General features: G+C 70.8%; 21 protein-coding genes and 1 pseudogene. 7 read left to right on the plus strand and 15 right to left on the minus strand.

The features are described from left to right. Nucleotides 1–98 precede the first annotated feature (98 nt). Both addA and trxA read left to right on the plus strand, forming a co-directional pair. Nucleotides 99–3,587, plus strand: a complete 3,489-nt coding sequence (addA, locus tag FVA80_RS15990; RefSeq protein ID WP_147906788.1) for a double-strand break repair helicase AddA — start codon at nucleotides 99–101, stop codon at nucleotides 3,585–3,587. Between the two features lie 466 nt (nucleotides 3,588–4,053). Beyond that, on the plus strand, nucleotides 4,054–4,377 hold the full coding sequence (gene trxA, locus FVA80_RS15995) for a thioredoxin (protein ID WP_007561219.1): 324 nt from the start codon (nucleotides 4,054–4,056) through the stop codon (nucleotides 4,375–4,377). Between the two features lie 120 nt (nucleotides 4,378–4,497). Here trxA and FVA80_RS16000 read toward each other — a convergent pair whose 3' ends face one another. The 4 genes from FVA80_RS16000 to trpA form a co-directional block, all read right to left on the minus strand. Continuing rightward, on the minus strand, nucleotides 4,498–5,391 hold the full coding sequence (locus tag FVA80_RS16000; RefSeq protein ID WP_147906787.1) for a porin family protein: 894 nt from the start codon (nucleotides 5,389–5,391) through the stop codon (nucleotides 4,498–4,500). A 206-nt stretch (nucleotides 5,392–5,597) separates the two neighbouring features. Beyond that, nucleotides 5,598–6,923, minus strand: coding sequence for a folylpolyglutamate synthase/dihydrofolate synthase family protein (locus FVA80_RS16005; protein WP_147906786.1), 1,326 nt, complete (start codon nucleotides 6,921–6,923; stop codon nucleotides 5,598–5,600). Nucleotides 6,924–6,931: 8 nt separating this feature from the next. Further along, a complete protein-coding gene (accD, locus tag FVA80_RS16010) occupies nucleotides 6,932–7,831 on the minus strand; it encodes an acetyl-CoA carboxylase, carboxyltransferase subunit beta (protein ID WP_147906785.1) in 900 nt (299 codons plus the stop codon). An 82-nt stretch (nucleotides 7,832–7,913) separates the two neighbouring features. Further along, nucleotides 7,914–8,753, minus strand: a complete 840-nt coding sequence (gene trpA / locus FVA80_RS16015; protein ID WP_147906784.1) for a tryptophan synthase subunit alpha — start codon at nucleotides 8,751–8,753, stop codon at nucleotides 7,914–7,916. Nucleotides 8,754–8,941: 188 nt separating this feature from the next. On the opposite strand from trpA, the pseudogene FVA80_RS16020 reads away from it, so the two are divergent. From FVA80_RS16020 to FVA80_RS16030, 3 genes and pseudogenes are all read left to right on the plus strand, one after another. Next, nucleotides 8,942–9,145: pseudogene (locus FVA80_RS16020) on the plus strand (hypothetical protein); the annotation flags it as partial. A 121-nt stretch (nucleotides 9,146–9,266) separates the two neighbouring features. Beyond that, complete coding sequence (locus tag FVA80_RS16025; protein WP_147906782.1) at nucleotides 9,267–9,944, plus strand: HAD family hydrolase; 678 nt, start codon at nucleotides 9,267–9,269, stop codon at nucleotides 9,942–9,944. 278 nt (nucleotides 9,945–10,222) lie between these two features. Beyond that, complete coding sequence (locus tag FVA80_RS16030) at nucleotides 10,223–12,871, plus strand: glucosidase (protein ID WP_147957843.1); 2,649 nt, start codon at nucleotides 10,223–10,225, stop codon at nucleotides 12,869–12,871. Nucleotides 12,872–12,910: 39 nt separating this feature from the next. On the opposite strand, the gene FVA80_RS16035 is transcribed toward FVA80_RS16030, so the two are convergent. Further along, nucleotides 12,911–13,318 carry a MucR family transcriptional regulator gene (locus FVA80_RS16035; RefSeq protein WP_147906780.1) on the minus strand — a complete coding sequence of 136 codons (408 nt, stop codon included), beginning with the start codon at nucleotides 13,316–13,318 and terminating at the stop codon, nucleotides 12,911–12,913. Between the two features lie 304 nt (nucleotides 13,319–13,622). On the opposite strand from FVA80_RS16035, the gene FVA80_RS16040 reads away from it, so the two are divergent. Next, nucleotides 13,623–14,720 (plus strand): NAD(P)/FAD-dependent oxidoreductase, encoded by a 1,098-nt coding sequence (locus FVA80_RS16040; protein WP_147906779.1) that lies wholly within the window; start codon nucleotides 13,623–13,625, stop codon nucleotides 14,718–14,720. Between the two features lie 3 nt (nucleotides 14,721–14,723). Here FVA80_RS16040 and FVA80_RS16045 read toward each other — a convergent pair whose 3' ends face one another. The 7 genes from FVA80_RS16045 to FVA80_RS16075 all read right to left on the minus strand — a co-directional run bounded on the left by FVA80_RS16045 (nucleotide 14,724) and on the right by FVA80_RS16075 (nucleotide 20,089). Continuing rightward, nucleotides 14,724–15,440: an LrgB family protein gene (locus FVA80_RS16045; protein ID WP_147906778.1), complete on the minus strand. Its 717-nt coding sequence runs from the start codon at nucleotides 15,438–15,440 to the stop codon at nucleotides 14,724–14,726. 3 nt (nucleotides 15,441–15,443) lie between these two features. Next, entirely contained in the window at nucleotides 15,444–15,845 is a 402-nt protein-coding gene (locus tag FVA80_RS16050) for a CidA/LrgA family protein (protein WP_147906777.1), read from the minus strand. 16 nt (nucleotides 15,846–15,861) lie between these two features. Next, the gene (locus FVA80_RS16055; protein ID WP_147906776.1) at nucleotides 15,862–16,323 is read right to left on the minus strand and encodes a TerB family tellurite resistance protein; all 462 of its coding nucleotides are present in this window, start codon (nucleotides 16,321–16,323) and stop codon (nucleotides 15,862–15,864) included. 109 nt (nucleotides 16,324–16,432) lie between these two features. Continuing rightward, entirely contained in the window at nucleotides 16,433–17,218 is a 786-nt protein-coding gene (locus tag FVA80_RS16060) for a DJ-1/PfpI family protein (protein WP_246691973.1), read from the minus strand. 16 nt (nucleotides 17,219–17,234) lie between these two features. Next, a complete protein-coding gene (gene tenA / locus FVA80_RS16065) occupies nucleotides 17,235–17,921 on the minus strand; it encodes a thiaminase II (RefSeq protein WP_246691974.1) in 687 nt (228 codons plus the stop codon). Between the two features lie 45 nt (nucleotides 17,922–17,966). Beyond that, nucleotides 17,967–18,641, minus strand: coding sequence for a response regulator transcription factor (locus tag FVA80_RS16070; RefSeq protein ID WP_007561188.1), 675 nt, complete (start codon nucleotides 18,639–18,641; stop codon nucleotides 17,967–17,969). Further along, on the minus strand, nucleotides 18,638–20,089 hold the full coding sequence (locus tag FVA80_RS16075; protein ID WP_147906775.1) for an ATP-binding protein: 1,452 nt from the start codon (nucleotides 20,087–20,089) through the stop codon (nucleotides 18,638–18,640). The genes FVA80_RS16070 and FVA80_RS16075 overlap by 4 nt, the downstream gene beginning before the upstream one ends. 433 nt (nucleotides 20,090–20,522) lie before the next feature. Here FVA80_RS16075 and FVA80_RS16080 point away from each other — a divergent pair, with 433 nt between their 5' ends. Next, nucleotides 20,523–21,371 carry a hypothetical protein gene (locus tag FVA80_RS16080; RefSeq protein ID WP_147906774.1) on the plus strand — a complete coding sequence of 283 codons (849 nt, stop codon included), beginning with the start codon at nucleotides 20,523–20,525 and terminating at the stop codon, nucleotides 21,369–21,371. Between the two features lie 147 nt (nucleotides 21,372–21,518). Here FVA80_RS16080 and FVA80_RS16085 read toward each other — a convergent pair whose 3' ends face one another. From FVA80_RS16085 to FVA80_RS16095, 3 genes are all read right to left on the minus strand, one after another. Further along, a complete protein-coding gene (locus tag FVA80_RS16085) occupies nucleotides 21,519–23,303 on the minus strand; it encodes a DEAD/DEAH box helicase (protein WP_147957844.1) in 1,785 nt (594 codons plus the stop codon). A gap of 149 nt (nucleotides 23,304–23,452) precedes the next feature. Then, on the minus strand, nucleotides 23,453–23,839 hold the full coding sequence (locus FVA80_RS16090; RefSeq protein WP_147908722.1) for a type II toxin-antitoxin system VapC family toxin: 387 nt from the start codon (nucleotides 23,837–23,839) through the stop codon (nucleotides 23,453–23,455). Next, complete coding sequence (locus FVA80_RS16095; RefSeq protein ID WP_147908723.1) at nucleotides 23,836–24,093, minus strand: type II toxin-antitoxin system prevent-host-death family antitoxin; 258 nt, start codon at nucleotides 24,091–24,093, stop codon at nucleotides 23,836–23,838. The genes FVA80_RS16090 and FVA80_RS16095 overlap by 4 nt, the downstream gene beginning before the upstream one ends. Between the last annotated feature and the right edge of the window lie 96 nt (nucleotides 24,094–24,189).

Consider the following 24,189-nt stretch of genomic DNA (forward strand, 5'->3'; position numbering starts at 1 on the left):
CGCCGGGGGCAATCCCGCAACGCCCGGTGTGACGCCTTGCTCGGCCCGCGGCGGCGTTTCTGTTGTAGAGAGGTCCGCCAGCCGACCCGGACGAGACCTTGAGCAGCGTACCCGCGTCCAGACCCTTCGTCGTCGACGACCTGACCCAGGCCAACCAGCGCCGGGCGGCCGATCCCCGCGCCTCGGCCTGGGTGTCGGCCAATGCCGGTGCGGGCAAGACCAAGGTGCTCACCGACCGCGTCGTGCGGCTGCTCCTCGATGGGGCGCCCCCGGGCCGGATCCTGTGTCTGACCTTCACCAAGGCGGCGGCCGCCAACATGGCGATCCGGGTGTTCCGCCTGCTCGGCCGCTGGGTGACGCTCGACGATGCCGCGCTGGCGGCGGAGCTCGTGGCGCTGACCGGCGAGCGCGCCGACGCCGAGCGCCTGCGCATGGCGCGGCGGCTGTTCGCCCGGGCGGTGGAGACGCCGGGGGGCCTGAAGATCGAGACGTTGCACGCCCTGTGCGAACGGCTGCTGCACATGTTCCCGTTCGAGGCGAACGTTCCGGCGCGGTTCGTGGTGCTCGACGAGACCAAGGCCCGGGAAATCTTCGACATCGAGATGGCCAACGTGCTGGCCGACGCGGTGTCGAATGGCGACACGCCGCTCAGTGAGGCGCTGGCGCGGGTCACCCCGGAGGCGACGGGCGACACCCTGCGGGCGGCGATCCGCTCGGCGTTGCGTGCGCGAAGTCTGATCGGCGACCGCGCCCTTATGGACCGTTCCTTCGCAGACCTGCACGGGGCACTCGGGCTAGCCGACGAAGAGAACGCGGAGGCTGTCGAGGCCACGATCCTGGACGGCGGCCCGGGCTGCAGACCCGAGGACCGGCCGGCGCTGATCACGGGATTGCGCACCGGCAAGGCCAACGACGAGAAGCTCGCCGACGCCCTGGCGGGGGCCGAGGCCGAGCGGGCGCGATCCGAGGATCTGCCGGACCGGTCCGAGGCGCTCGCTCTCTACCGTGGGGTGTTCTTCACCCAGAAGGACGAGCCCAAGGCCGACACCAGCCTCGGCACCAAGGGTGTCCCACCCGACGTGAAGGCGAGCCTGATCGCCGAGCGCGACCGGCTGGAACCGCTGTTCGATCACTTGCGCGCCGCGCGGGCGCATGCCCGCACCCAGGCCCTGTTCCAGCTCGCCGCCGAGATCCACCGCCGGGTCGAGGCCCAGAAGGCCCGGCTCGGCGCGCTCGATTTCGATGACCTGATCCACAAGGCCCTGGACCTGCTGGCCCGGGTCGGGGCCGGCTGGGTGCTGTACAAGCTCGACCGCGGCATCGACCACGTGCTGGTCGACGAGGCGCAGGATACCAACCCGGAGCAGTGGGAGATCCTGCGGGCGATCACCCAGGAATTCGCCGCCGGCGAGGGCGCCCGGGCCGGGACCCGGACCCGGTTCGCGGTGGGCGACCCGAAACAGTCGATCTACGGCTTCCAGGGTGCCGAGCCACGGGAATTCGCGCTCACCCGGGCGGCCTGGATCCAGGAATCGCGGGCGGCCGGCCTGACGTTCGAGGACGTGCCGCTGACCCTGTCGTTCCGCTCGACCGGGATGGTGCTCCAGGCGGTCGATGCGGTATTCGCCCTCGACGCGCACAACGAGGGCCTGTCGTTCGAAGACGTCGCCCGTCGGACCGTTCATGCCAGCGCCCGGCCGGGCGCCCCCGGGGCGGTCGAGTTGTGGCCGATCGCCGAGCCCGAGCCCGCCCCGGAGCCGGATGCGTGGACGGCGCCCGTGGACGCGCCCGAGACCAGCGCCCCGGCGATCGTCACCGCACGGCGTGTCGCGCAGGCGGTGCGCACCTGGACGATCCAGGGCGACGCCACCGGCCGGGTCTGGCGGCCCGGCGACGTGCTGGTCCTGGTCCGCAAGCGCGGCCCGGCCTTCGAGGAGGTGATCCGGTCCCTGAAGGGCCTCGGCGTCCCTGTCGCCGGCCAGGACCGGCTGGAGGTCTCGGCCCATATCGCGGTGGCCGACCTCGTGGCCGCCGGACGGGCCGGCTTGCTGCCGGCCGACGATTTGACGCTCGCCACCGCGCTCAAGACGCCGCTGGTCGGCCTCACCGACGAGGATCTGGTCCGGCTCGCCGCACGCCGGGACCTGTCCGAGACCCTGGAGGATTCCCTGCACCGGCACGCCGAGGCTGGGGATGCCGCGGCGATCCGCGGGCTCGCCGCGCTCTCGGACTGGATCGCCCTGGCGGGTCTGCACGGCCCGTTCGGCTTCTACGCGCGGCTGCTCGGGCCGCAGGGCGGGCGGGCCAAGCTGGTCGCCCGGCTCGGGGGCGAGGCCGGCGACGCCATCGACGTCTTCCTGGCCGCCGCCGCCCAGGCCGAGACCGGCGAGGACGCGCCCTCGCTCGGCGGCTTCCTGGCCCGCTACGTGGGTGCCGAGGCCGGCCACACGGTCAAGCGCGACATGGAATCGGGCCGCGACGAGGTCCGGGTGATGACCGTGCACGGAGCCAAGGGCTTGGAGGCGCCGGTCGTCGTGGTGATCGACGGCTGCGAGCCGCTCGGGCGCAACGACCCGCCGCTTCTGCCGCTGCCGGCCGGCCGCGCGATGCTGCCGCCGGTCTGGTCCAGCGGGAAGACGCAGGATTGCGCCGCCACCGGCGAGGCCCGCGCGGCCCTGCTCGCCCGGGCGCGGCAGGAGCACAACCGCCTGCTCTACGTGGCGATGACCCGGGCCGCCGACCGGCTGATCGTAGCGCCGTTCCGGGGCCACGAGCGCGAGAGCGAGGCCGCCTGGTGCCGGATGGTCCGGGCCGGGCTGGAAGCCGCCCTCGGCACCGGGCAGGCCCTGGAGCTGCCCTACGGACCCGCAACGCTCTGGCAGGACGGCGTCGAGACGCAGCACCGTCCGCCGGAGACGCCGTCGCCGATCGCGTTGACGAAGCCGGAGCCGGATTGGCTGCGCAGCCCCGTGCCGCCGGAACCAGAGATCCCGGTCCTCAACCCGTCCGGCGCCCTGCAGGCGGCCGACGGCACCCGGGTGCCCCCGCCGCGCCTCGCGGACGCCCAGGCGCGGCGTCGGGGCATCCTGATCCATTCCCTGCTGCAGCACCTGCCCCGGGTCGAGCCCGGACGCCGGGAGGCGGCCGGCCTCGCCTTCGTGCGAGCCCGCGCCCCCGGCCTGCCGCGGCCTGCAACCTCGGGCATCGTCCGATCGGTGATGCGGATCATCGACGATCCGGACCTGGCCCCCCTGTTCGCAGCCGACGCCCGAGCGGAGGTGAACCTGTCCGGCCGTGTCAGGGCCGGCGGCTGCGAACGGGTGGTGCGGGGCCGCGTCGACCGCCTCTCCGTCGCGGCCGACACGATCCGGATCGCCGACTTCAAGACCGGCCGCCCACCGCCCGAGGACGCACCGCTACCGCCTACGGAAGCCGGACAGATCGCGCTCTACGCGCACCTGCTCGACGAGATTTATCCGGACCGGACGATTCGGCCGATGCTGATCTGGACGTCGGGTCCGGTGATCCGGACGCTGAGCGCAGCCGATATCCGGTCGGCGCTGGACCAAGCCGGAATCGAGGGCTGACTTCCGCATGTCCGAGTCGGGACGGCTGCGCCCGGGACCGATGGCTCCCGATCGAATCAATCCGGTCTCCCGGCGCACGCCGTGATTGGAGACGCAGCGCGGCAAGCCAGGGCGGCGCGCGATCTCAGTCGGGTGTGGTTGACTGAGTTGCTTGTCCGCGATCGCGCATCGTCGTTTTCGGACTTCCAGCGGCCGACGTTCGAAACGATGTTTTTGGGGGACCGCGAAAAGCGTCCGCTCGGGAAAAAAACCGCACCGCGACGGTCTTTTCCGAAAGGGCGTTCTCTCAGCCCCCCGGTCCCGCATGCGCCAGCGCACATCGTGACGCGCCTCCCGTGCCGCCGCGCCGTGCGGCCTGCGCGGCTTCTTGACCGCGCGGCGGCCCGTCGCCAAGTCTGATCGAACCGCGCGGGCCCCTGCCCGTCCGAGGCCGCCCGATCGGCGGCCGGTTCTGAAAGGTGACGTTATGGCGACGGTCAAGGTAACCGACGCGAGCTTCGAGCAGGACGTTCTCAAGTCCGCCGAGCCCGTCGTGGTCGATTTCTGGGCGGAATGGTGCGGCCCCTGCCGCCAGATCGGCCCGGCGCTCGAAGAGATCGCCACCGATCTCCAGGGCAAGGTAAAGATCGCCAAGGTCAACGTCGACGAGAACCCGCAGATCGCCGCCCAGTACGGCATCCGCTCGATCCCGACGCTACTGCTGTTCAAGAACGGCGAGCGGGTCGACCAGAAGGTCGGCGCTGCCCCGAAGGGCGACCTTTCCCGCTGGATCGGCGCGCAGGTCGCGTAAGCGACTGACATTTTCGGGTGTCGCGTCAATAAGAAAGCCCGGCCGAGAGGCCGGGCTTTCTCTGTTTCGAGACCCGTTTTTCAAGTCCCGGGCTTTGCGCCCGGGACCATGCGCTCGGTCTTAGTACGAGCCGAACTTGTAGTTCAGACCGGCGCGGACGACGGCGAAGTCGTTCGTGTTCCGGCTGGACGTGGCAACGGAGTAGACCGGCAGGACGCCAGCGCCGGTGACGGCAGCACCGACCAGCGGCAGGCCGGTGCGGTTGCGGTCGAGGCTCACGTACAGACCTTCGACCTTGAACGTCACGGCCGAGGACCGGAAGAAGTTCAGGAACGAATCGGTGGGGAGCGCGAACTCGGCGCCGCCGCCGACGGTGTAGCCGGTCTTGAAGTCGTCCCGACGGCCGGCGAAGTTCTGCAGGCCGACGCGGGCGCCGTCATCGGTGCCGGTGGCGTAGGCGAAGCCGCCGGTGGCGTACACGAGGGTCTTGTCGAAGGCGTAGCCGAGGCGGCCGCGCACGGTGCCGAAGAAGTCCAGCGTGTTCAGCGTGCCGTTGACCGGAACGAAGGACGGGTTGATGGCGGCGGCGTTCGTGGCGTAGCGCGGACGGCCACCGAAATCGAGGTACTGGGCGTCGGCCTCGAAGCCGATCACGATACCCGAGCCCGGGGTGAACTGATAGTTGTAGCCGATCTGACCACCGCCCGAGAAACCTTCGCGGTTGTTGCGGTTGTAGATCAGCGAGGAGCCGAGCGGCGCCAGGGCGCGGTACGGCACAAGGCCACCGGCGGTCTGGACGGCCGGGCTGCCAGCGGTCTGGACGAAGCCGCGGTTGCTGTCGCTGCTGCTGGCATCGAAGCCGTAGCCGGCGTTGATACCGAAGTAGAAGCCAGTCCAGGTGAACACCGGAACGGGGGTGAACACCGGCGGCGGAGCGCGGCGCGGCAGGTCGGCGGCGGTGGCCGCCGCGGTCAGCGCGGTGAACGCCGCCAGAGAGGTGAGAAGCGTCTTCATTACTGTGATCCCCAGCACAAGCCCGATCGACGCCAAAGCTAGGCGATTGGTCCTGACGAGGATGTAGCTAAGCTGCCACAGCAGGGTGAAAGCGTAGCCGTTGGAGGCAATTCGCGCCTCCGAATGCGGCGAATCGACGGCGCTTGCCGGGCCACTAACCGAAACGCCGAGAAAAGCCAGCGCTCAAGACAAAGGCGCGCGCCGAATCAGACGGGGGGCGTGTCGTTGGCGGCGAGCACAAGTCCGGCCAAGTACAGCGAGCCGCAGATCAGGATCCGCGGCGGCTGCTCGAAGGCGATGTCTTTCACCTGACCGAGGGCGGCCTCGACGCTCGGGGCGGTCCGGGTCGAGAGACCGACCGCCTCGCCGATGCGTGCCACCTCCTCGGCCGGCCGTGCCGCCAACGAGGTGGTGATCGGGACCGCGATGAGCGCCCGGGCCAGCCCGACGAAGTTGCGCAGGAAGCCGTCGGCGTCCTTAGTGCTCAGCAAGCCGACGATCAGTACCAGCGGCACGTCGCTGCGTTCGCCGAGATCGGCCATGGCGGCGGCGAGGATCCGGCCGCCGTCGATGTTGTGACCGCCGTCGAGCCACAGCTCCGCGCCGGGCTCGAGCTGTGCGGCGAGGCGGCCACGGCCGAGTCGCTGCAGCCGGCCGGGCCAATCGACCTCCGTGAGGCCCCGCTCCAGCGCGGCGTTGCCGATATCGCCGAATCCAGCGGCCCGCAGAGCCGTGATCGCGGTGGCGGCGTTCACTAGTTGGTGGCGCCCGGCGAGCCGCGGCCGGGGCAGGTCGAACAGGTCGGTCTCGTCCTGGTAGACCATGCGGCCGCGCTCGTCGTGCGCGGAGAAATCCTGGTTGCCGACCCGGATCGGGGTCGCGCCCACGGCTTCGGCGTGCCGGCAGAGCACGGCGTCCGCCTCGGCATAATCCTGCGCCGCGATCACCGCCGGGCAGCCGCGCTTGAAGATCCCGGCCTTCTCGGCCGCCACCGATTCGACCGTGTCGCCGAGATACTCGGCATGGTCACGCCCGATCGGCGTGACGACCGCGCAGGCCGGCTGGGCGATGACGTTGGTGGCGTCGAGCCGGCCGCCCAGCCCGACCTCGAGCAGCAGCACGTCGGCCGGGCTCTCGGAGAACAACAGCAAGGCCGCCGCCGTGGTGATCTCGAACATGGTGATCGGTTGGCCGTCGTTGGCGGCCTCGCAGCGCGAGAACGCGTCGGCCAGCCGATCCTCGTCCACGAACTGGCCGCCGCCGATGCCGCCGAGCCGGATCCGCTCGTGGAACCGCACGAGGTGCGGCGAGGTGTAGACGTGGGCCGCCAGGCTCCCGGCCTCCAGGATCGCCCGCATGAACGCGATGGTCGAGCCCTTGCCGTTGGTCCCGGCGACGTGGATCACCGGCGGCAGGCGCCGCTCCGGGTGGTTCAGCCGGGCCAGCAAGCGCTCGATCCGCCCCAGCGACAGGTCGATGGTGCGCGGATGGAGCGCGAGGAATCGCGCCATGAGGGCATCGGAGGAGGCCATGGCGTGGCCTAAGCCGCCGCCTGGGCGGGGACGACCGGCGTCTCGGGCGTCGCGGCGTTGGTCAGCAGGCCGCAGATCCGTGCGATCGTCTCCTTGAGGGCGTGCCGGTGGACCACTTGGTCGACCATGCCGTGCTCGCGCAGGTACTCGGCCCGCTGGAAGCCGTCCGGCAGCTTTTCCCGGATGGTCTGCTCGATCACCCGGGGGCCGGCGAAGCAGATCAGCGCGCCCGGCTCGGCCAGGTGCACGTCGCCCAGCATGGCGTAGGAGGCGGTGACGCCGCCGGTGGTCGGGTTGGTCAGCACCACGATGTAGGGCAGGCGCGCGGCGTTCAGCCGGCGCACCGCCACGGTTGTCCGGGGCATCTGCATCAGCGACAGGATGCCCTCCTGCATGCGCGCCCCGCCGGAGGCCGAGAACAGCACGTAGGGGGTGCGCTTCTCCAGGGCGGTCTCGGCGCCGCGGACGAAGGCCTCGCCGGCTGCCATGCCCAGCGAGCCGGCCATGAAGCCGAATTCCTGTGCCGCCAGCGTCATGGGCAGGCCGCCGACCCGGCCGAAGCCGATCTTGAACGCGTCCTGCAGGCCGGTCTTTGCGCGAGCCTCCTTGAGGCGGTCGACGTAGCGCTTCTCGTCGCGGAACTTGAGCGGGTCGACGGCGACCTCGGGGAGCGCCACGTCGATCCAGGTGCCCTCGTCGAACATCATCTTGAGGCGCGCGGCGGCGCTCATCTTGAGGTGATGCTCGGAGCCGGGGATCACCCAGTGATTGGCCTCCACCTCCTTGTGGAACACCATCTGGCCGGTATCCGGGCACTTGACCCAGAGGTTCTCCGGCGTCTCGCGCTTGAACAGGGTCTTGATCCGGGGGCGCACGACCTCCGAGATCCAGTTCATCGGTTCGACCATCGACTCGCGTCCGTTCGCTTCAAGCTCGCGCTGATATCAGGTGCCGTGTTCGCCGCCGCCAGGGCGCGCGGTGATCCGGGGTTCAGGCCGCCCGGTCCGCGCCGCCCGCGCGCACGCCGGCCGCGAGTTCGCGGACCAGGGCCGCCACCGCGGGGACGGTGCCGGCTTGCGGCCGGCCCTCGGAATCCAGCCCGCGGACCAGGGTGTCCACCAGCGCCGAGCCGACCACGACGCCGTCGGCACCCTTGGCGATCGCCGTCGCGTGGGCGCCGGTCTTCACCCCGAACCCCACCACCACGGGCAGGTCGGTGTGGCGGCGAATGCGGGCGACCGCCTCCGAGACCTTGCCGAAATCCGGCGTCGCCGTGCCGGTGATCCCGGTGATCGACACGTAGTAGACGAAGCCCGCGGTGTTCGCGAGGACGGCCGGCAGGCGGCGCTCGTCGGTGGTCGGCGTGGCGAGCCGGATGAAGGCGAGCCCCTTGGCCAAAGCCGGCAGGCACAGCTCGGTATCCTCCTCCGGCGGCAGGTCGACCACGATCAGCCCGTCGACACCGGCCGCCACCGCGTCGTCGAGGAACCGCTCGACCCCGTAGGTGTGGATCGGGTTGAAGTAGCCCATCAGCACGATCGGCGTGCCGTCGTTCTCCGCCCGGAAGCGGCGCACGAGGTCGAGCGTGCCGGCGACACCCTGGCCGGCCTTGAGGGCGCGCAGGCCCGCGGCCTGGATCGCCGGGCCGTCGGCCATCGGGTCGGTGAACGGCAGGCCGAACTCCAGGATGTCGGCGCCGGCGCCGGGCAGCGCCTTCAGGACCTCCAGGGAGGTCTCCGGATCGGGATCGCCCGCCATCACGTAGGTGACGAGGACGGCCCGGTTCTCCGCGCGGGCCCGGGCGAAGGTGGCGTCGATGCGGCTCGGCATGGCTCTGATACGGTTTTCGCGCGTACGGACCGGATCCGGTCCAGGGTTGTATCCGCGCTACACCATCGGCGTCGGCCCGTGAAGCGCTCGCCCCTGCGGCCACGGCGTCTGCACCCGGCCGCCTTGTCGCGCCGATCCCGGACTCCATCTCACGGCGTCCACACCACCTGGATGATGAGGAGCGAGACATGGCGAAGGCCGACAAGCACCACATGGGACCGGGCGGTCAGGGCAAGAGCTCGGGCACCGGCGGCATGACCGAGCTTCCGGACGGCGTGCTGGGCGAGAACGATGTCCTGAGCAACCGGGACAAGTCCCGCCACAGCGACGAGCGCGGACTCGACAGCAAGGCGGTCCAGACCGACCAATACCAGGACCACGCGGCCAACCGTCAGGCGCCCGGCTCCGAGACCTCGGACACCTGACGCCGGCTGGCGATGACCGGACGGACGGACGGCGGCCGTGCGTGCGGCGCGGTTGTCCGCCCGCCCGGGTCCGCGTAGCCCTCCGGGCATGACATCTCAAATCCTGCCCCGAATCCCGCCGACGCGCCGCTTCGCCGCCTTCCTGTTCGACATGGACGGCACGATCATCAGCTCGATCGCCTCCGCCGAGCGCGCCTGGACGCGTTGGGCGCAGGGCCACGGCCTCGACGTGGCGACCTTTCTGCCGACCATTCACGGGGTCCGCTCGGTGGACACGATCCGCCGGCTCGGCCTGCCCGGGGTCGACCCGGAGGCCGAGGCCGCGGCGATCACCCGGGCCGAGATTGACGATGTCGGCGACATCGTCGAGATCCCGGGGGCCCGGGCGTTCCTGCGCGCGCTGCCGCCGGAGCGCTGGGCGATCGTGACCTCGGCGCCGAGGGCGCTCGCCCTGCGCCGCCTGGACGCCGCCACCATGCCGGTCCCGACCCTGCTGATCGCCGCCGAAGATATCGCCCGGGGCAAGCCCGCGCCGGATTGTTTCCTGCTGGGTGCCGAGCGCCTGGGCGTGGCGGCCTCGGATTGCCTCGTCTTCGAGGACGCGCCAGCCGGCATCCAGGCCGGCGAGGCGGCGGGCGCCAGCGTCGTGGTGGTCACCGCGACCCACCACGCGCCAATCGAGACGACGCACGCGACGATTCCGGATTACCGGGCGCTGACGGTCGATGCCGGGCCGGACGGGTTGCGCATCCTGTCCGTCGGGTGAGGACGCTCGGTGCGGTCGAGCAGGGCAATCGCATACGGACATACGATCCGCCGATATTTCAGGTCTGACGTCGCCGCATGAAGCATCAACCCGTCATCCCGGGGCGCCGCTTTGCGGCCCCGGAACGACGGGATGGATTATCCTGTGTTCGCCAGAACGCCGCTTGCAGGTTGGATGAGCGTGACCGAAGAAGTCGCGCGCCGGAATTCACTTGTCCCCGTAGAACCGCGGCAATATCCGCGCACGAAGTCAGCCACCGAACCGGGAGCATCGTCCGTATGAGCGAGCCGAACCGCGTCCCGGATCTCTTCGACACCGCCGAGGGACAGCGCCTCGTACAGGCGCGGACCGATCCGGCCTGGCGGTGCTGGGGGCCGTATCTCAGCGACCGGCAATGGGGCACGGTCCGGGAGGATTACAGCGCCGGCGGCGATGCCTGGGAGTCCCTGCCCTACGATCACGCCCGGTCCAGGGCCTACCGCTGGGGCGAGGACGGCATCGGGGGCTTCGGCGACCGGCACCTGAACTGGTGCCTCGCGCTGGCCCTTTGGAACGGACGCGATCCGATCCTGAAGGAGCGGCTGTTCGGCCTCACCAACGCCGAGGGCAACCACGGCGAGGACGTGAAGGAGCTGTACTACTACCTCGACGGCGTCCCGACCCACAGTTTCATGCGGATGCTGTACAAGTATCCGCAGGCCGAGTTCCCGTATCAACGCCTGGTTGAGGAAAACGGCCGCCGCGGCCTCGACGACCCAGAATTCGAGCTGCTCGACACCGGCCTGTTCGACGAGGGCCGCTACTTCGACGTCGAGATCGCCTATGCCAAGGCGGCCCCCGACGACCTGCTGATGCGGGTCAGCGTGACCAATCGCGGCCCGGAGGCTGCCGGCCTCACCCTCCTGCCGCAGCTCTGGGCACGGAACCTGTGGTCCTGGAAGGCCGGGACCGCCAAGCCGGAGCTGGAGGCGGGCTCGGACGGGTCGGTCTGGGCGCGTCATCCTGGCGTGCCGCCGATGCGCTTCTTCGCCGAGGACGCGGCCGCGCTGCTGTTCACCGAGAACGAGACCAACACCCATAGGCTGTTCGGCAGCGGCCCGGAGGCGGGTTTCTACAAGGACGGGATCGACCGGTGCGTCGTCCAGGGCGAGGCCGGGGCGGCCAACCACCTGTCCGGCACGAAATGCGCCGCGCGCTACAACCTGCATCTCGGCCCCGGCGAGACCCGCACGCTGCGGCTGCGCCTGCGACCCGAGACCGCCCCGGACGAGCCGTTCGCGGATTTCGACGCGGTGTTCGCCACCCGCGCGGCGGAAGCGGACGCGTTCTACGCCGCCCTGCAAGCATCGATCACCGACCCCGACATGCGGCTCGTCCAGCGGCAGGCGCTGGCCGGGATGCTCTGGTCCAAGCAGCTCTACCATTACGACGTGCGCGAGTGGCTCGCTGGCGACCCGGCCCAGCGGCCCCGCGCCCCAGCGCCGGCACGGCGCAACGCCGACTGGGCGCATCTGCGCGCCAACGACATCATCTCGATGCCGGATGCGTGGGAATATCCCTGGTTCGCCTCCTGGGATCTCGCCCTCCAGGCGATCGTGTTCGCGCTGTTCGACCCCGACTTCGCCAAGAACCAGCTGCTGCTCCTGGTGGACGAGGCCTATACCCATCCGAACGCGGCGTTGCCGGCCTACGAATGGGGCTTCGGCGATGCCAACCCGCCGATCCACGCGCTCGCCGCCTGGCGGGTGTTCGAGCTGGACCGGAAATTGACGGGCCTTCCGGACCACGTCTTCCTGAAGCGGATCTTCAACAAGCTCACGCTGAACTTCACCTGGTGGGTGAATCGGAAGGATTCCGACGACCGCAACCTGTTCCAGGGTGGCTTCCTCGGCCTCGACAACATCGGCATCTTCGACCGCTCGAAGCCGGTCGGCAACGGCGCGACCCTCACTCAGTCGGACGCGACCGCCTGGATGGCGGCCTACGCGCTCAACCTGATGCGCATCGCCATCGAGCTGGCGCTCCGGGACCCGACCTACGAGGACATGGCGGAGAAGTTCTTCGAGCATTTCCTGCTCATCGCGGGGGCGACCGGCGACGGAGTCTGGGACGAGGCGGACGGGTTCTTCTACGACGTGATCGAGGCCCGGGACGGAAGCCGCCTGCCGATCCGGGTCCGCACCATGGTCGGGCTGATCCCGATCTTCGCCGTCACGACGATCAGCACGCGCGACCTGGAGAAGCTGCCCTCGCTGCGGAACCGGATGCGGTTCTTCCTCGAGAACCGGCCGGACCTCGCGACCCTGGTCTCGCGCTGGAGCGTGCCGGGCGAGGGCCAAACCGTGCTGCTGTCCCTGCTGCGCGGCCACCGATTGAAGGCGCTGCTGCACCGCGCCCTCGACCCAGCCGAGTTCCTGTCCGCGCACGGCCTGCGGGCGGTCTCGCGCAGCTACGCGGACCAGCCGTTCTGCTTCCCCTGGAACGGCCGCGACATGGGGCTCGCCTACGAGCCCGCGGAGTCGCGCTCGCGCCTGTTCGGGGGCAACTCGAACTGGCGCGGACCGGTCTGGATGCCGGTGAACTATTTGCTGATCGCCGGCCTGGAGCAGTTCTACGCCTATTACGGACCGGATTTCCGCGTAGAGGCACCGACCCATTCGGGACGGACCTACTCGCTCCGGGAGATCGCGGAGATGCTGTCGCGCCGCCTCATCGGTCTCTCGACCCGCGCGCCGGGCGGCGATCGGCCGGTCTACGGGGACAGCCGGATCGAACAGGACGACCCGCATTTCCGCGATCTCGTGCTGTTCTACGAGTATTACCACGGCGATACCGGCCGGGGCGTCGGCGCGGCGCACCAGACCGGCTGGTCCGGTCTCGTGGCCCTGCTGATCCAGGAGGTCTCCGCGGCAGAAGGCCGGCCATGACACGTACGGCCGGCCCCGACATTCGGTGATGGGCCGCTACTACTCGGCCGCCTGCTGCATCCGCAGCTTCTGACCGAGGCCGATCTCACGCGAGATCTTTGAACGCCGGGCGCTGTAGGCCGCGGAGACCAGCGGGTAATCCACCGGCAGGCCCCATTTCGCCTTGTAGGCCTCGGGGGTGAGGCCGCGCAGGGTCAGGTGCCGGCGCAGGGCCTTGTAGGACTTGCCGTCCTCGAAGCTCATGATGGTGTCGGGCCGGATCGAGGCCCGGATCTGCGCCTCGGTCGGCCGCTTGACCGGCTGCTCCATCGGAACGTCGAGGGCAGTGATCGAACGATGGACTTCGGACAGGAGGCTTGGGAGAGCGCCGGCCGGCACATTGTTCTTGGTCACGTAAGCGCTGAGGATCTTGGCAGCGAGTTCGACGCTCGGGGAGGTCGTCAGCATGGTCATCTCCTAAGGTTTCCTGTCCGAAGATGCGGCTTTGTCGGGTCGCTAGAGGTGCTGTACTGCCGGGTGCCCGAGATGGCCGCCGGGGACGAAATCCGGTCTGCCCTGGGGCAGCGCGTCATTGCATTATGCGCCCACTCACCGCGCTTACAACCACTGCGCGTGTCTATTGCGGCGCTGTTTCTACTTAGAATTGATAATTAGGGTCAACGCCGAATCAAGATGCGGGCCCTCATCCGCGCTTGGGTGCGGTATTGAGGACTCACCGGCTTGGTCGGGGCGACAGCCGAGAGGGTTGCGGATGCAGGTTCTTGTCGTTGGCGCCGGCGTCGTCGGACTTGCCGTGGGGCAGGCCTTCGCGATCCGCGGGCACTCCGTCATCCTGGCGGAAGCGGAGGATGCCTTCGGGACTGGAGTCTCGGCCCGTAGTTCCGAGGTGATCCATGGCGGCATGTATTATCCTGCCGGTTCCGCGCGCGCCCGCCACTGCGTCGACGGTGCCGAACGGTTGTACAACTTCTGCGCGAGTCACGGAGTGCCGCATCGCGCCTGCGGCAAGTTGATCGTCGCGGCCGACGCCGCGGAGGCCGAGGCGATCGCGGCGATCCGCAAGCAGGGCGAGGAGAACGGCGTCCCCGGTCTGGAGCTTCTCGACGCCGCAGCCGCGAGGCGGCTGGAGCCGGCGCTCGCCTGCACCCTGGCGCTGCATGCGCCCCGGACCGGCATCGTCGACAGCCACGCGCTGATGCTGGCACTGCTCGGCGTCATCGAGGATCACGGCGGCGTCCTCGCGCTGCGTACGCCGGTGGAGCGCCTATCCCGGCGGGACGGCCAGTGGCACGCGGCGTTCGGGGGCAGCGAGCCGGGCGAGATGGCCTTCGACGCGGTCATCAATGCCGCAAGCTTCGGGGCTCCGGTGCTCGCTTCGGGCACGGAGGGCTACCCGGCCGACCGGGTGCCGGTGCTGCGCCTGGCGCGGGGCAATTACTTCGGGTGCACCGGCAAGCCGGCGTTCTCGCGACTGATCTATCCGGCGCCGCGGATCGACGGCGGGCTGGGCATCCACCTCACCCTCGATCTGGCCGGCCGCACCCGGTTCGGTCCCGACGTGGAATGGGTGGACACGGTCGACTATCGGGTGGATCCGCGGCGGGCGGACAGCTTCTATGGTGCGATCCGCCGTTACTGGCCGGGCCTGCCGGACGGGGTGCTGTACCCGGACTATGCCGGCCTGCGCCCGAAGCTCACCGGCCCCGGCGAGCCCGCGGCCGACTTCCGGATCGATGGGCCGGCCGAGCACGGGCTGCCCGGGATCGTACACCTGTTCGGGATCGAGAGCCCGGGCCTGACGTCGAGCCTGTCGCTCGCGGAGGCGGTCGTCGGGCAGCTCGACGGCTGACACTCAGAACAGCAGGTGCAGCGCCAGGGGCGCGAGGATCGCGGTCAGGAACGCGTTGAGTCCCATGGCGATGCCCGCGAAAGTGCCGGCCGTCTCGCTCACCTGGAAGGCCCGGGCGGTGCCGATGCCGTGGGCGGCGAGTCCCGCCGCAAAGCCCCGGGCGCGCATGTCCCGGATCCGCAGGACGTTCATCAGCGGCGTCACCAGGATCGCACCGATGATGCCGGTGAGGATCACCAGGATCGCGGTCAGCGTCGGGTCGCCGCCCAGCGCTTCGGCGATGCCCATGGCCACCCCCGAGGTCACGGATTTCGGCGCCAGCGAGATCAGGATCGGTTGCGGGATGTCGAGCAGGCGCGCCAGCGCGATCACGACCGCGAGGGTCGTGGCGGCGCCGGCCACCAAGGCGGCCAGCATCGGCACGAGGGCGCGCAGGACCGTGGCACGGCGCTCGTAGAGCGGCATCGCCAGCACCACCGTGGCGGGTCCGAGCAGGAAGTGCACGAACTGGGCGCCCTCGAAGTAGGTCGGATAGGGCGTGCCGGTCACCGCCAGGACGCTGCCGACCAGCACCACCGTGATCAGCACGGGGTTGGCGATCGGGTGGCGCCCGGTGGCGGCGGCGAGCCGGTCGGCCAGGACGTAGGAGGTCAGCGTCACGGTCAGCCACAACAGCGGCGTGCCGGCGAGGTAGACCCAGAGCGAGAAATCGCCGGCCACCGCTCAGGCCTCGCCGTCCGGTCGCCGCCGCTCGACCCGGGACGCGACCGCGCGGAACACCAGCACGGTCACCAGCAGCGACAGGGCGGTCGAGATCACCAGCACGATCGCGAGCTTGAGCCCCTGGGCCCGCAGCAGGTCGAGCCGCCCGACCACGCCGACGCCGGCCGGAACGAACATCAGCGACAGGTTCATCAGGAGCCCCCGCGCCGTCGATTCGAGGGTGCCGTCGGTCAGCGGCTGCGGCAGGATCCGGGGCAGGCCGAGGCGGCTGTCGCGCAGCAGCAGGAAAGCGAACATCAGCCCCATGCCGATCACCGGACCCGGCACCGGCACCCCGGCGCCCCGGGCCAGGACCTCGCCGACGAGCTGGGCGAGGAGGATCAGCGCGAGGCTGGCGATCATCGGCCGGCCCGCGCGGTCAGACGGCGCCGACGCCCTGCTGCCCGGTCCGCCGGGCCGCGGTGACCGCCGCCTCGTCGAAGCCGAGCAACCGGCCGAGGCGCTCGACCAGCGCCTCCTCGAACTCGTCCACGATGCCGTCCGCGGCGGCCACCGACCACGCCATGGTCAGCAATTCCTGGCGCTCCGTGGTGTTGGCCTCGTGCGGGATCATCTCGACGAGGCTCGCCACGTCGCGCGTCTCGGCATCGATCGCCGCGGCGCGCTCGATCAGCGCCCGGGCCGCGTCCGGCCCGTCGGCGTAGCGGCCCTGCACGATCCGGGACAGGCGGTCGCTCTCGGCGGGCGCCAGGATCCCGTCGACCCGGGCCACATGTACGAGCAGCGCGGTCGCGGCCAGATGCGTGTCGTCCACCGGCTCGGAGGCGCCGACCCCGAGAGCCTCGGTCGCGTAGGCGCGCAGGCGTGCGATCAGGGACATGGCGGCTCCGGCGGTTCCTGACGGCACAGTTCGGTTCGCAGGGCGCCCCGTCAAGGACGCCGCACAACGTCGGCGCGAAGCGTGGCGCGGCTGCATCGCTTTCGGGCGTTCAGTCCCCCCGGGCCGCCCGGATCGACCCCGCCACCAACGGGGCGAGGATCGCGTCCGCCGCCCGGACGATCGTAGGACCGGCCTGAGCAGGCGTCCCGGCCCGGAACGGCGGCTCCGGGGCATATTCGGCGACCAGCTGGGCAGTGCGGGCATAGTCGGGTCCGCGCAGGCGGGCGGCGAGTGCCAGCCCGAGATCGAGCCCGGCCGAGACGCCGGACGCGGTGACCCGGTTGCGGTCGAACACCACCCGCTCGGCCACCGGCACGGCGCGGAGCAGCGGCAGCACCGCGTCGCGTACGCACCAGTGCGAGGTGGCGCGGTAGCCCCTGAGCAGGCCGGCCGCCCCGAGGATCAGCGAGCCGGTACAGACGCTCGTCACCCAGGCCGTGCCGGGGGCGCGTGCCCGCAGGAAGCCCAGCAGGGCCGCGTCGCACATCTGCCCGGGGGTGCCGTCACCGCCCGGGACCAGCAGGACGTCGAGATCGGGCGGGCAGGTCTCGAACGTGTGGGTCGCGACCAGGCTCAAGCCCGTGTCGCTGGCGACCGGCCCCGCGGATTGCGCCACGCAGTGCAGGCTGTTGGGGGCGAGGCCGGCGAGCAGCGCCTGGGGGCCGACCACGTCGAGGGCGGTCATGCCCGGGTAAAGGATCATGGCGATCCGGACCGGGCGATCCTGGGCCATCGGACCCGGCGCGTCGGCGGCTCCGGTCCGGACGGGCCCGAACGCGGCCGCGGCCGCCGTCGCCGCCAGGATCGCCCGGCGACTGAGGTCCGGTGGCGTCACGCCCGGCCCGGGATCGTCACAATGGCCACGCCGCATCCCGATAGGCGCTGTCCCAGAATAGCCATTCGAGCCGGGTGGCCTGCGTGAAGGCCTCGTGCATCCGCACGCGCACCACCGGCGACGCCTGCTCGGCGGCCCGGTCGGTGGCGGCGATCATCCCGGCCACGGAAGCGGCGAACTCGTCGCCCGCGTAGGTGTCGATCCAGGCCTGGTACGGATTGTCGGCGGCGGCGCGGGCGAGGATGTCGTCGCCCACCGCCTTGTAGATCCAGAAGCACGGCAGCAGGGCCGCGCAGAGGACCTCGAACGGCTCGGCATAGGCCGCGGCGAGCAGGTACGAGACGTAGTGGTGGCAGGCCGGCGTCAGCGCGGTCGCCGCGAAGGTCTCAGGGCCGATCGCGTAATCCCGGAAGAAACCGCCGTGGAGCGCGCGCTCCACTACGATGGCGTCCTGCGCGGCGCGCGAGAATTGCACGATCCCGTCCGGGTCCGGCGCCTTCGCGGCGGCGAGGCTCAGCGCACGGCCGAAGCCGATCAGGTAATGCGCGTCCTGCACGATGTAGTGGCGGAAGCGATCCTGCCGCAGCGTGCCGGCGGCGAGCTCGGCGTTGAACGGCATCGAACGGATCGTCTCGTAGGCCGCCGCGTTGCGCGCCCACGCGTCGCGGGAGAACGCGTTCGGGCCGGTGTCACCGTCGGTCAAAAGGCAGCTCCTGCAGGCAACTCCTGCCCGGTTTCTGTTTGGGCGTCAGCCCTGCCGCTGGGCGTGCGTGACGGCCACGTGGATCAGCTCGGCCAGCGTCCGGACGCCGAGCTTCTGGCGCATCTGCGAGCAGGCGTTGGTGACGGTCTTATAGCTCACCGACAGGTCGGCCGCGATGGCGCCGTAAGACCGGCCCTGCGCCAGCCGCGCCAGGATCTGCTGCTCGCGGGGCGTGAGCTGGGATTCCGGCGTCCGGCGCGCGTCGGCCCTCAGCATGGCGACCTCGGTGGCGAGCCGGCGGTCGAGGTAGACCTCGCCGACCCTGACCTTGCCGAACGCCTCGAACAGCTCCGCCGAAGCGTGGTCCTTCAGCACGTAGCCCAACGCGCCGGCCTCGAGCGCCCGCGCCACGATCACCGGATCGTTGTGCATGCTGAACACCAGGATGCGCGTCTCCGGGGCGACCGCGCGGATACGGCGGATCAGGCCGAGCCCGGCCATGCCGCTGCCCTGGAAGGTCAGGTCGCAGATCACCACCGGCGGCCGCAGCCGGTGGAAGATCCGGTAGCCGCCGACCACCGTGGTCGCCTCCGCGATGGTCTCGACCCCGGAATCCTCGAGGACCCGGCGACAGCCCTGCAGGACGATCGGATGATCGTCGATCACGAGGACCGGTAAGCGTGTGGCGGCGGCGTCGATCTGGGAGGCGATGGCGTTCATGCGCTCGGCGCGTTGTTGTTCTCGTCGACCCGCTCCGGCGGAACGGGGATCGTGATCTTGACGATTGCTCCGGGGCCGGCATTGTCAAGGGCGAAGGTACCATCCAACGCCTCGACTCGCTCGCGCATCCCCGACAGACCGAGCCCGGTGCGGTGTTCGAGCGGGATTCCCGTCCCGTCGTCGCGGATCGTGACGCGCAATTGGCCGTCCGCTTCCACGGCCTCGGCCTCGACCAGGGTGGCGGCGCCGTGCCGCACGGCATTGGTCGCACTCTCCTGCACGCAGCGGAACACCGTGAGGTCCACGAGGTCGCCATAGCCGCGGGCCAGGCTGTCGAACCGGCCGACGAAGACGGTGGCGGGATGGCGCTGACCGAAGCCGCGCAGCATCAGGTCGAGGCAGGTGGCGAGCGGCGCCTGCCCGAGCCCGTGCGGGCGCAGGCGGTTCAGCAATTCCCGGTTGACGGTCTGGACCTGCCCGACGATGGCGCTGATCTCGGCCGCCCGGGTGGCGAGCTTTTCACGATTGGGCTCGGCCGCGCCCGAGGCGATCCGGGCGATCGACGCGGCGTTGGCCTCCAGGGCGAATAGGCAGGGGCCGAACTCGTCGTGCAGTTCGAGCGCGGTGCGGCGGCGCTCGTCGTCCTGCGCGGTGAGCAATTGCCGGTTGAGCCGGCCGTTGGCGGCGCGGACCTCGCTCAGCGCGGCGGCGACCTTGTTGAACCGCTCGGCGATCACCGCCAGCTCCCGGGCGCCGGGGGGCTCCAAGCGCGCGGTGTAATCGTGGTGCTCCAGCTTCGTCAGGCCGGCACCCAGCCGCTGCAGCGGCGCCAGGATGCGCCCGAGGGCCAGGTAGAGCGCGATCAGCATCGCGGCATTGATGGCCAAGGTGGTCATCGAGAGCGCCCGGGCATAACCCCAGATCTCGTCGATCTCGTCCATCGGCTGGGTGGTGATCTGCGCGGTTCCGAGGGTCTGTCCATTCGCCACGATCGGCAGGGTGTGGCGCTCGATCGGCGGCATGATCAGGTCGGCGAACCAACGGGGCGCCTCGCGCTCGGACCGGTGCGGCGGCATCGGTTTGCCGACCTGGTCGCCGTCCGCTTCCAGGACCGCGACCCGGACGTGGCGCAGGACCTTGAAGCGGAGGTCCAGGGTTTGCAGCAGCGTGTCCGGAGAGGCGGTGTCGGACAGGCGGATCGTGTCGGCGACCAGGGACTCGACCGTGGCCAGCGAGGCGCGGGTCTCGACCCGCACCGCGTTGCGCGCGTTGAGCACGATCACCCCGCAGGAGATCAGGGCAGCCAGCGCGTCGATGAACAGAACGACCGCGACCAGCCGGGCCCGGGTCGACCAGTCGGTCCAGGACCAGAAGCCGGCACGACGCCTGTCGGGCGGTGCCGCCGAGATGAGAGGCTGGGTCGGGGTCGTATCCACGGCGAGACGCATAGCGCATCGTCCCGATGACCGGAACCGGTACGATGCGCTAGCTTTTTGATTCGCTTCGTCTTTTCCCCTGACGTCAGCGGCCGCCTTCGGGAACCGCGCTCGCGCTGACCCGGCGGCGAAGCCTCTGCCGCCCGGACCCGCGAGTCGCATCGGACGATGACGGACCGGCCCCGCGGATGGGTGGCGCATCGCCGCCGTCGAAGCCGAACCGGGGCAATGGAAGCGACTACGGATTCTTAAGCGGCTTCAGCTTATCTTGTGGATAGCCGAGCCTCGATTGGCCGGGCACCCAATACGGCGCGACATCTTTGCGCCGTATTGCGGTTTCTCTATCGACGGCAGAGTCGACCCATCTCCAAATTGATGGAGAACGGCGGCCGGTCGTGGGGGGCCCGGTCGCGCGCGTCGTGCACCGTGTCAGAGACCCCGGACCATGATGGACCTCGCCCTGGACCCGTCCGACACCCGGCCGCATCGGTCGCCGGCGCTCCGTCCCGGACGCAAGCCCAGCCTGCGACTGGTCCTAGCCGGGCTGGTCGGCGTGAGCGCGCTGGCGGGCTTCGGGGTCGCCGCCTCGACCCTGATGGCAGGGCTCGCAGCCCCGACACCCGTTAAGCTGGGACCGCCGAGCCGGGCTGCGGACTGGCCCGAATTGAAGGACGGTCTTCCGGCCGTGGCCGGAATGGCTTCCACCGCTCCCAACGCCCCGAAGCCGGCTGAGCCCGAGAAGCCGGCTCTGCGCATGGCCGTCCTGCCGGAGGCCTTGGCGCCCGCGCCGGTCGTCGCGAGCCCGCCCATGTCCGTGCCGGCCAGAAGCACACCGAGCGCCCCACCGCCCGTGAAAAGCGTCGCCGCGCCTGAGGCGCCGACCAAGCGGATCCCGACGCCGACGCCGATCGCGCCGATCACCGCCGCCCGGCAGGTCGTGCCTCTGCCGCCGACCCGCACCGCCGCGCTGCAGCAGCCGCGGGCGTCCGAGACCGTCCGGGCCCGCGATGCGGTCGTACCCGCCGCGACGCCCGCGCCGAAGCCGGTTGCGGCGACGCCAATCCCGGCCTCACCCGAGAAGCCTGCCCGCAAGGCGGTGGCCGTGAGCAAGCCGCCCGTGGCGAAGAAGACCGCCGATGCGATCAAGCCCGGCGCCGCGACCGTCGCGCAGGCCGAGCCGGCCGACGAGGAGACCGAGGTGCTCGGCATCAAGCTTCCGTCCCTGGCGCCTGCCGGCCGGAAGCTGAAGGAGAGCGTCGACGCACTCGGCGATGCGATGAAGAAGGTGTTCTAGCGCCTCAAGCCCGGTACCGGACCGGATCGATACGCCCGCCCCGCGATCCGCATCGTCTTTGCGGATCGCGGGGCGGGTGGCGTTCGGGGCGGCGCTCCAAGGCCGTCCGGGGGCGCAGCGTCGCCCCCGTTCAGGTTTTCGACCGGATCAGCTCCGGCCGGTGTTCCGGCCCGGCTTGTGATCGGGCCGGGGACCGGACCGCTCGGCCTGGCGCTGGTGCTTGCCGGCGCGCGGGCTGGCAAACCCCTTCGGGCCACTCGGGCTGGTCTTGCGCTCGGCCGGGCCGGCATCCCCAGCCAAGGCCTCGACCTGAATCTCCGGCGAGCCGTTGCGGGCGAACGCCTCCGCGAAGCGCGCGGCGGCGTTGCCGCGGATCTCGAACTTGGTCTCCCGGTCGAAGATCCGGATCGCGCCGATCTCCTGGCGGCCAATACCGCCGCGGCGGGTCAGCATCGGAAGCAGCCTGCGCGGGTCGGCGTTGTCGCGCCGGCCGAGATTGAGCCGGAACCACACCGCCGGACCCAGGGCGGCGATCTGCTCGGGGTTCATCGGGTCGTAGGGCGGGCGCTCGCTGACGCCGCGCGGCGCACGGCCCTCGCCGGGATCGCTGACCTCTTCGGGCGCCGGCAGGCGGGTGCGGTAGACCCGCGCCAGCAGGGCGGCGAGTTCCTCTGGCGTCTTGCCGGCGAGCAGGGCGCCGGCGAGCGCGACATCCTCCTCGGCCGGCGGCTCGGAGAAGAGCGGGTCGGACAGCATGCGCTCGCCGTCGAGCTTGCGAATGTCGTCGGCCGAGGGCGGCCCCGACCATTCCGGGCTGACCTTGGCGGTGGCGAACATCTGCTCGGCGCGGCGGCGGCGGGAGTTCGGGATCAGCAGCACCGAGGTGCCCTTGCGCCCGGCCCGGCCGGTGCGCCCGCTGCGGTGCTGCAGCACCTCGGCGTCATGCGGCAGGTCGGCGTGGATCACCAGGCTCAGCGACGGCAGATCGATACCGCGGGCCGCCACGTCGGTGGCGACGCAGACCCGGGCGCGGCCGTCGCGCAGGGCCTGGAGGGCGGCGTTGCGCTCGCCCTGGCCGAGTTCGCCCGAGAGCGCGACCACCGAGAAGCCGCGCTCGGTGAGGCTCGCCTGGAGATGGCGCACCGCGTTGCGGGTGTTGCAGAACACGATCGCGGTCGGCGCGTCCGCCTCGCGCAGGAGGTTGAGCACCACGTGCTCGGTCTCGCGCGGCATGATCCGCACCGCCCGGTAGGCGATGTCGGCGTGGCCCTTGCTCTCGCCCTTGATCGCCAGCCGCAGGGCATTGCGCTGGTAGCGCTCGGCCAGGGCCTCGATCGCCTTCGGCAGGGTCGCGGAGAACAGGTAGGTCGCGCGCTCCGGCGGGGTGGCCGAGAGGATGAACTCGATATCCTCGCGGAAGCCGAGGTCGAGCATCTCGTCGGCCTCGTCGAGCACGACGGCGCGCAGGTTGGTCGGGTCGAGGTTGCGGCGCTCGAGGTGGTCGCGCAGCCGGCCCGGGGTGCCGACCACGATATGGGTGCCGTCGGCCATCATCCGGGCCTCACGGCGGGGATCCATGCCGCCGACGCAGGCGGTGACGCGACCGCCGGCCGGGGCGTAGAGCCAAAGCAGCTCGCGCTGGACCTGGAGCGCCAATTCGCGCGTCGGGGCGATCACCAGGGCGAGCGGCGCGCCCGCGGGCGGCAGCATCTCGGACGCGCCGGCCTCCTCATCCGCCCCTCGGCCGAAGAGCATGTCGGCCATGGCGAGACCGTAGGCCACGGTCTTGCCGGAGCCGGTCTGGGCGGAGACGAGGAGGTCGCGGGCGCCGGCCGCCGCTTCCAGCACCGCGGCCTGGACCGGGGTGGGATCGGCGTAGCCGCGCTCGGACAGGGCCCGCGCGAGGGGGGCGGGCAGGGTCGGGAAGGGCAAGTTTCGGAAACTCTCAACGGCCGCGCCGCGCCCGGCAGCGCGCCATCGCGCGGCGGAGGAATCAGGCACCGGACTTTATTCGGGTCCCGACAAGGTAGCGCCTACGGGGCCCGATGACCACTCCCACCACGGCATGGGCCGGTTGCGCGTCAGCAGACCGGTGCGGTGATGTCGGTCCGGCTGAAATCCGCACCGACATACAGCGGTGGGCAGCCGTGTTCCTTGGCGACATCGTAGGCGAAGTAATCTCCGAAGATCAGACCGGGCGGATGCAGGCCCTTGCCCCAGCGCCGATAGCATGCCGCGACGCGTCCGGCCGAGGCTGCGGTGACCGACACAATCTCGATGGCGAGCCCGTCGATCAGGCGGCCCATCTCGTCGCCGACGTTCCGGCGCTCCGACACGATCAACGCTTCGGCGACCGTCGCCGCCGACATCACGAGCCTGTTCTCGCGCTCGATGAGGGCGATGCAACGCTCCGCCTCCGGCTCGTTCTGGAGGATCGCCATGAGCGCGGAGGTGTCATTCGCGATCATCCGGGCAGGCCGTCCGGGTCGTAAAGGAAATCCTGGCTGCGGGCGGCGCGCGGGCCAGGGGTGAGCTTGGCGGAAGCGGCGACCTGAATCGCTTCGATGAGCGCCCGGCGCACCGTCCGATCCGGCTTCGGCTCCACGGCCACCATGCGGACGACCGGCCGGCCATGGCAGGTCAGGATCACCGCGTCGCCGGTCTCCGCGCGCCGGACGAGTTCCGTGAGCTGCGCGTTGGCATCTGTCACGGACATGCGCATCGCGTTCCCCTATCTCGACGCCACCGCTGGTCACGTCACAGGAATCGCCTATGAGGTAGTCTAACACCTTGCGCGACACCACCAAAACGATCCGGC

The organism is Methylobacterium sp. WL1, from assembly GCF_008000895.1.
GTDB lineage: Bacteria > Pseudomonadota > Alphaproteobacteria > Rhizobiales > Beijerinckiaceae > Methylobacterium.

Coding starts and splice junctions, on each gene's coding strand:
- trxA (WP_007561219.1), top strand. CDS start 4,054: ATGGCGACGGTCAAGGTAACCGACGCGAGCTTCGAGCAGGACGTTCTC.
- FVA80_RS16000 (WP_147906787.1), bottom strand. CDS start 5,391: ATGAAGACGCTTCTCACCTCTCTGGCGGCGTTCACCGCGCTGACCGCG.
- FVA80_RS16005 (WP_147906786.1), bottom strand. CDS start 6,923: ATGGCCTCCTCCGATGCCCTCATGGCGCGATTCCTCGCGCTCCATCCG.
- accD (WP_147906785.1), bottom strand. CDS start 7,831: ATGGTCGAACCGATGAACTGGATCTCGGAGGTCGTGCGCCCCCGGATC.
- trpA (WP_147906784.1), bottom strand. CDS start 8,753: ATGCCGAGCCGCATCGACGCCACCTTCGCCCGGGCCCGCGCGGAGAAC.
- FVA80_RS16025 (WP_147906782.1), top strand. CDS start 9,267: ATGACATCTCAAATCCTGCCCCGAATCCCGCCGACGCGCCGCTTCGCC.
- FVA80_RS16030 (WP_147957843.1), top strand. CDS start 10,223: ATGAGCGAGCCGAACCGCGTCCCGGATCTCTTCGACACCGCCGAGGGA.
- FVA80_RS16035 (WP_147906780.1), bottom strand. CDS start 13,318: ATGCTGACGACCTCCCCGAGCGTCGAACTCGCTGCCAAGATCCTCAGC.
- FVA80_RS16040 (WP_147906779.1), top strand. CDS start 13,623: ATGCAGGTTCTTGTCGTTGGCGCCGGCGTCGTCGGACTTGCCGTGGGG.
- FVA80_RS16050 (WP_147906777.1), bottom strand. CDS start 15,845: ATGATCGCCAGCCTCGCGCTGATCCTCCTCGCCCAGCTCGTCGGCGAG.
- FVA80_RS16055 (WP_147906776.1), bottom strand. CDS start 16,323: ATGTCCCTGATCGCACGCCTGCGCGCCTACGCGACCGAGGCTCTCGGG.
- FVA80_RS16070 (WP_007561188.1), bottom strand. CDS start 18,641: ATGAACGCCATCGCCTCCCAGATCGACGCCGCCGCCACACGCTTACCG.
- FVA80_RS16075 (WP_147906775.1), bottom strand. CDS start 20,089: ATGCGTCTCGCCGTGGATACGACCCCGACCCAGCCTCTCATCTCGGCG.
- FVA80_RS16080 (WP_147906774.1), top strand. CDS start 20,523: ATGATGGACCTCGCCCTGGACCCGTCCGACACCCGGCCGCATCGGTCG.
- FVA80_RS16090 (WP_147908722.1), bottom strand. CDS start 23,839: ATGATCGCGAATGACACCTCCGCGCTCATGGCGATCCTCCAGAACGAG.
- FVA80_RS16095 (WP_147908723.1), bottom strand. CDS start 24,093: ATGCGCATGTCCGTGACAGATGCCAACGCGCAGCTCACGGAACTCGTC.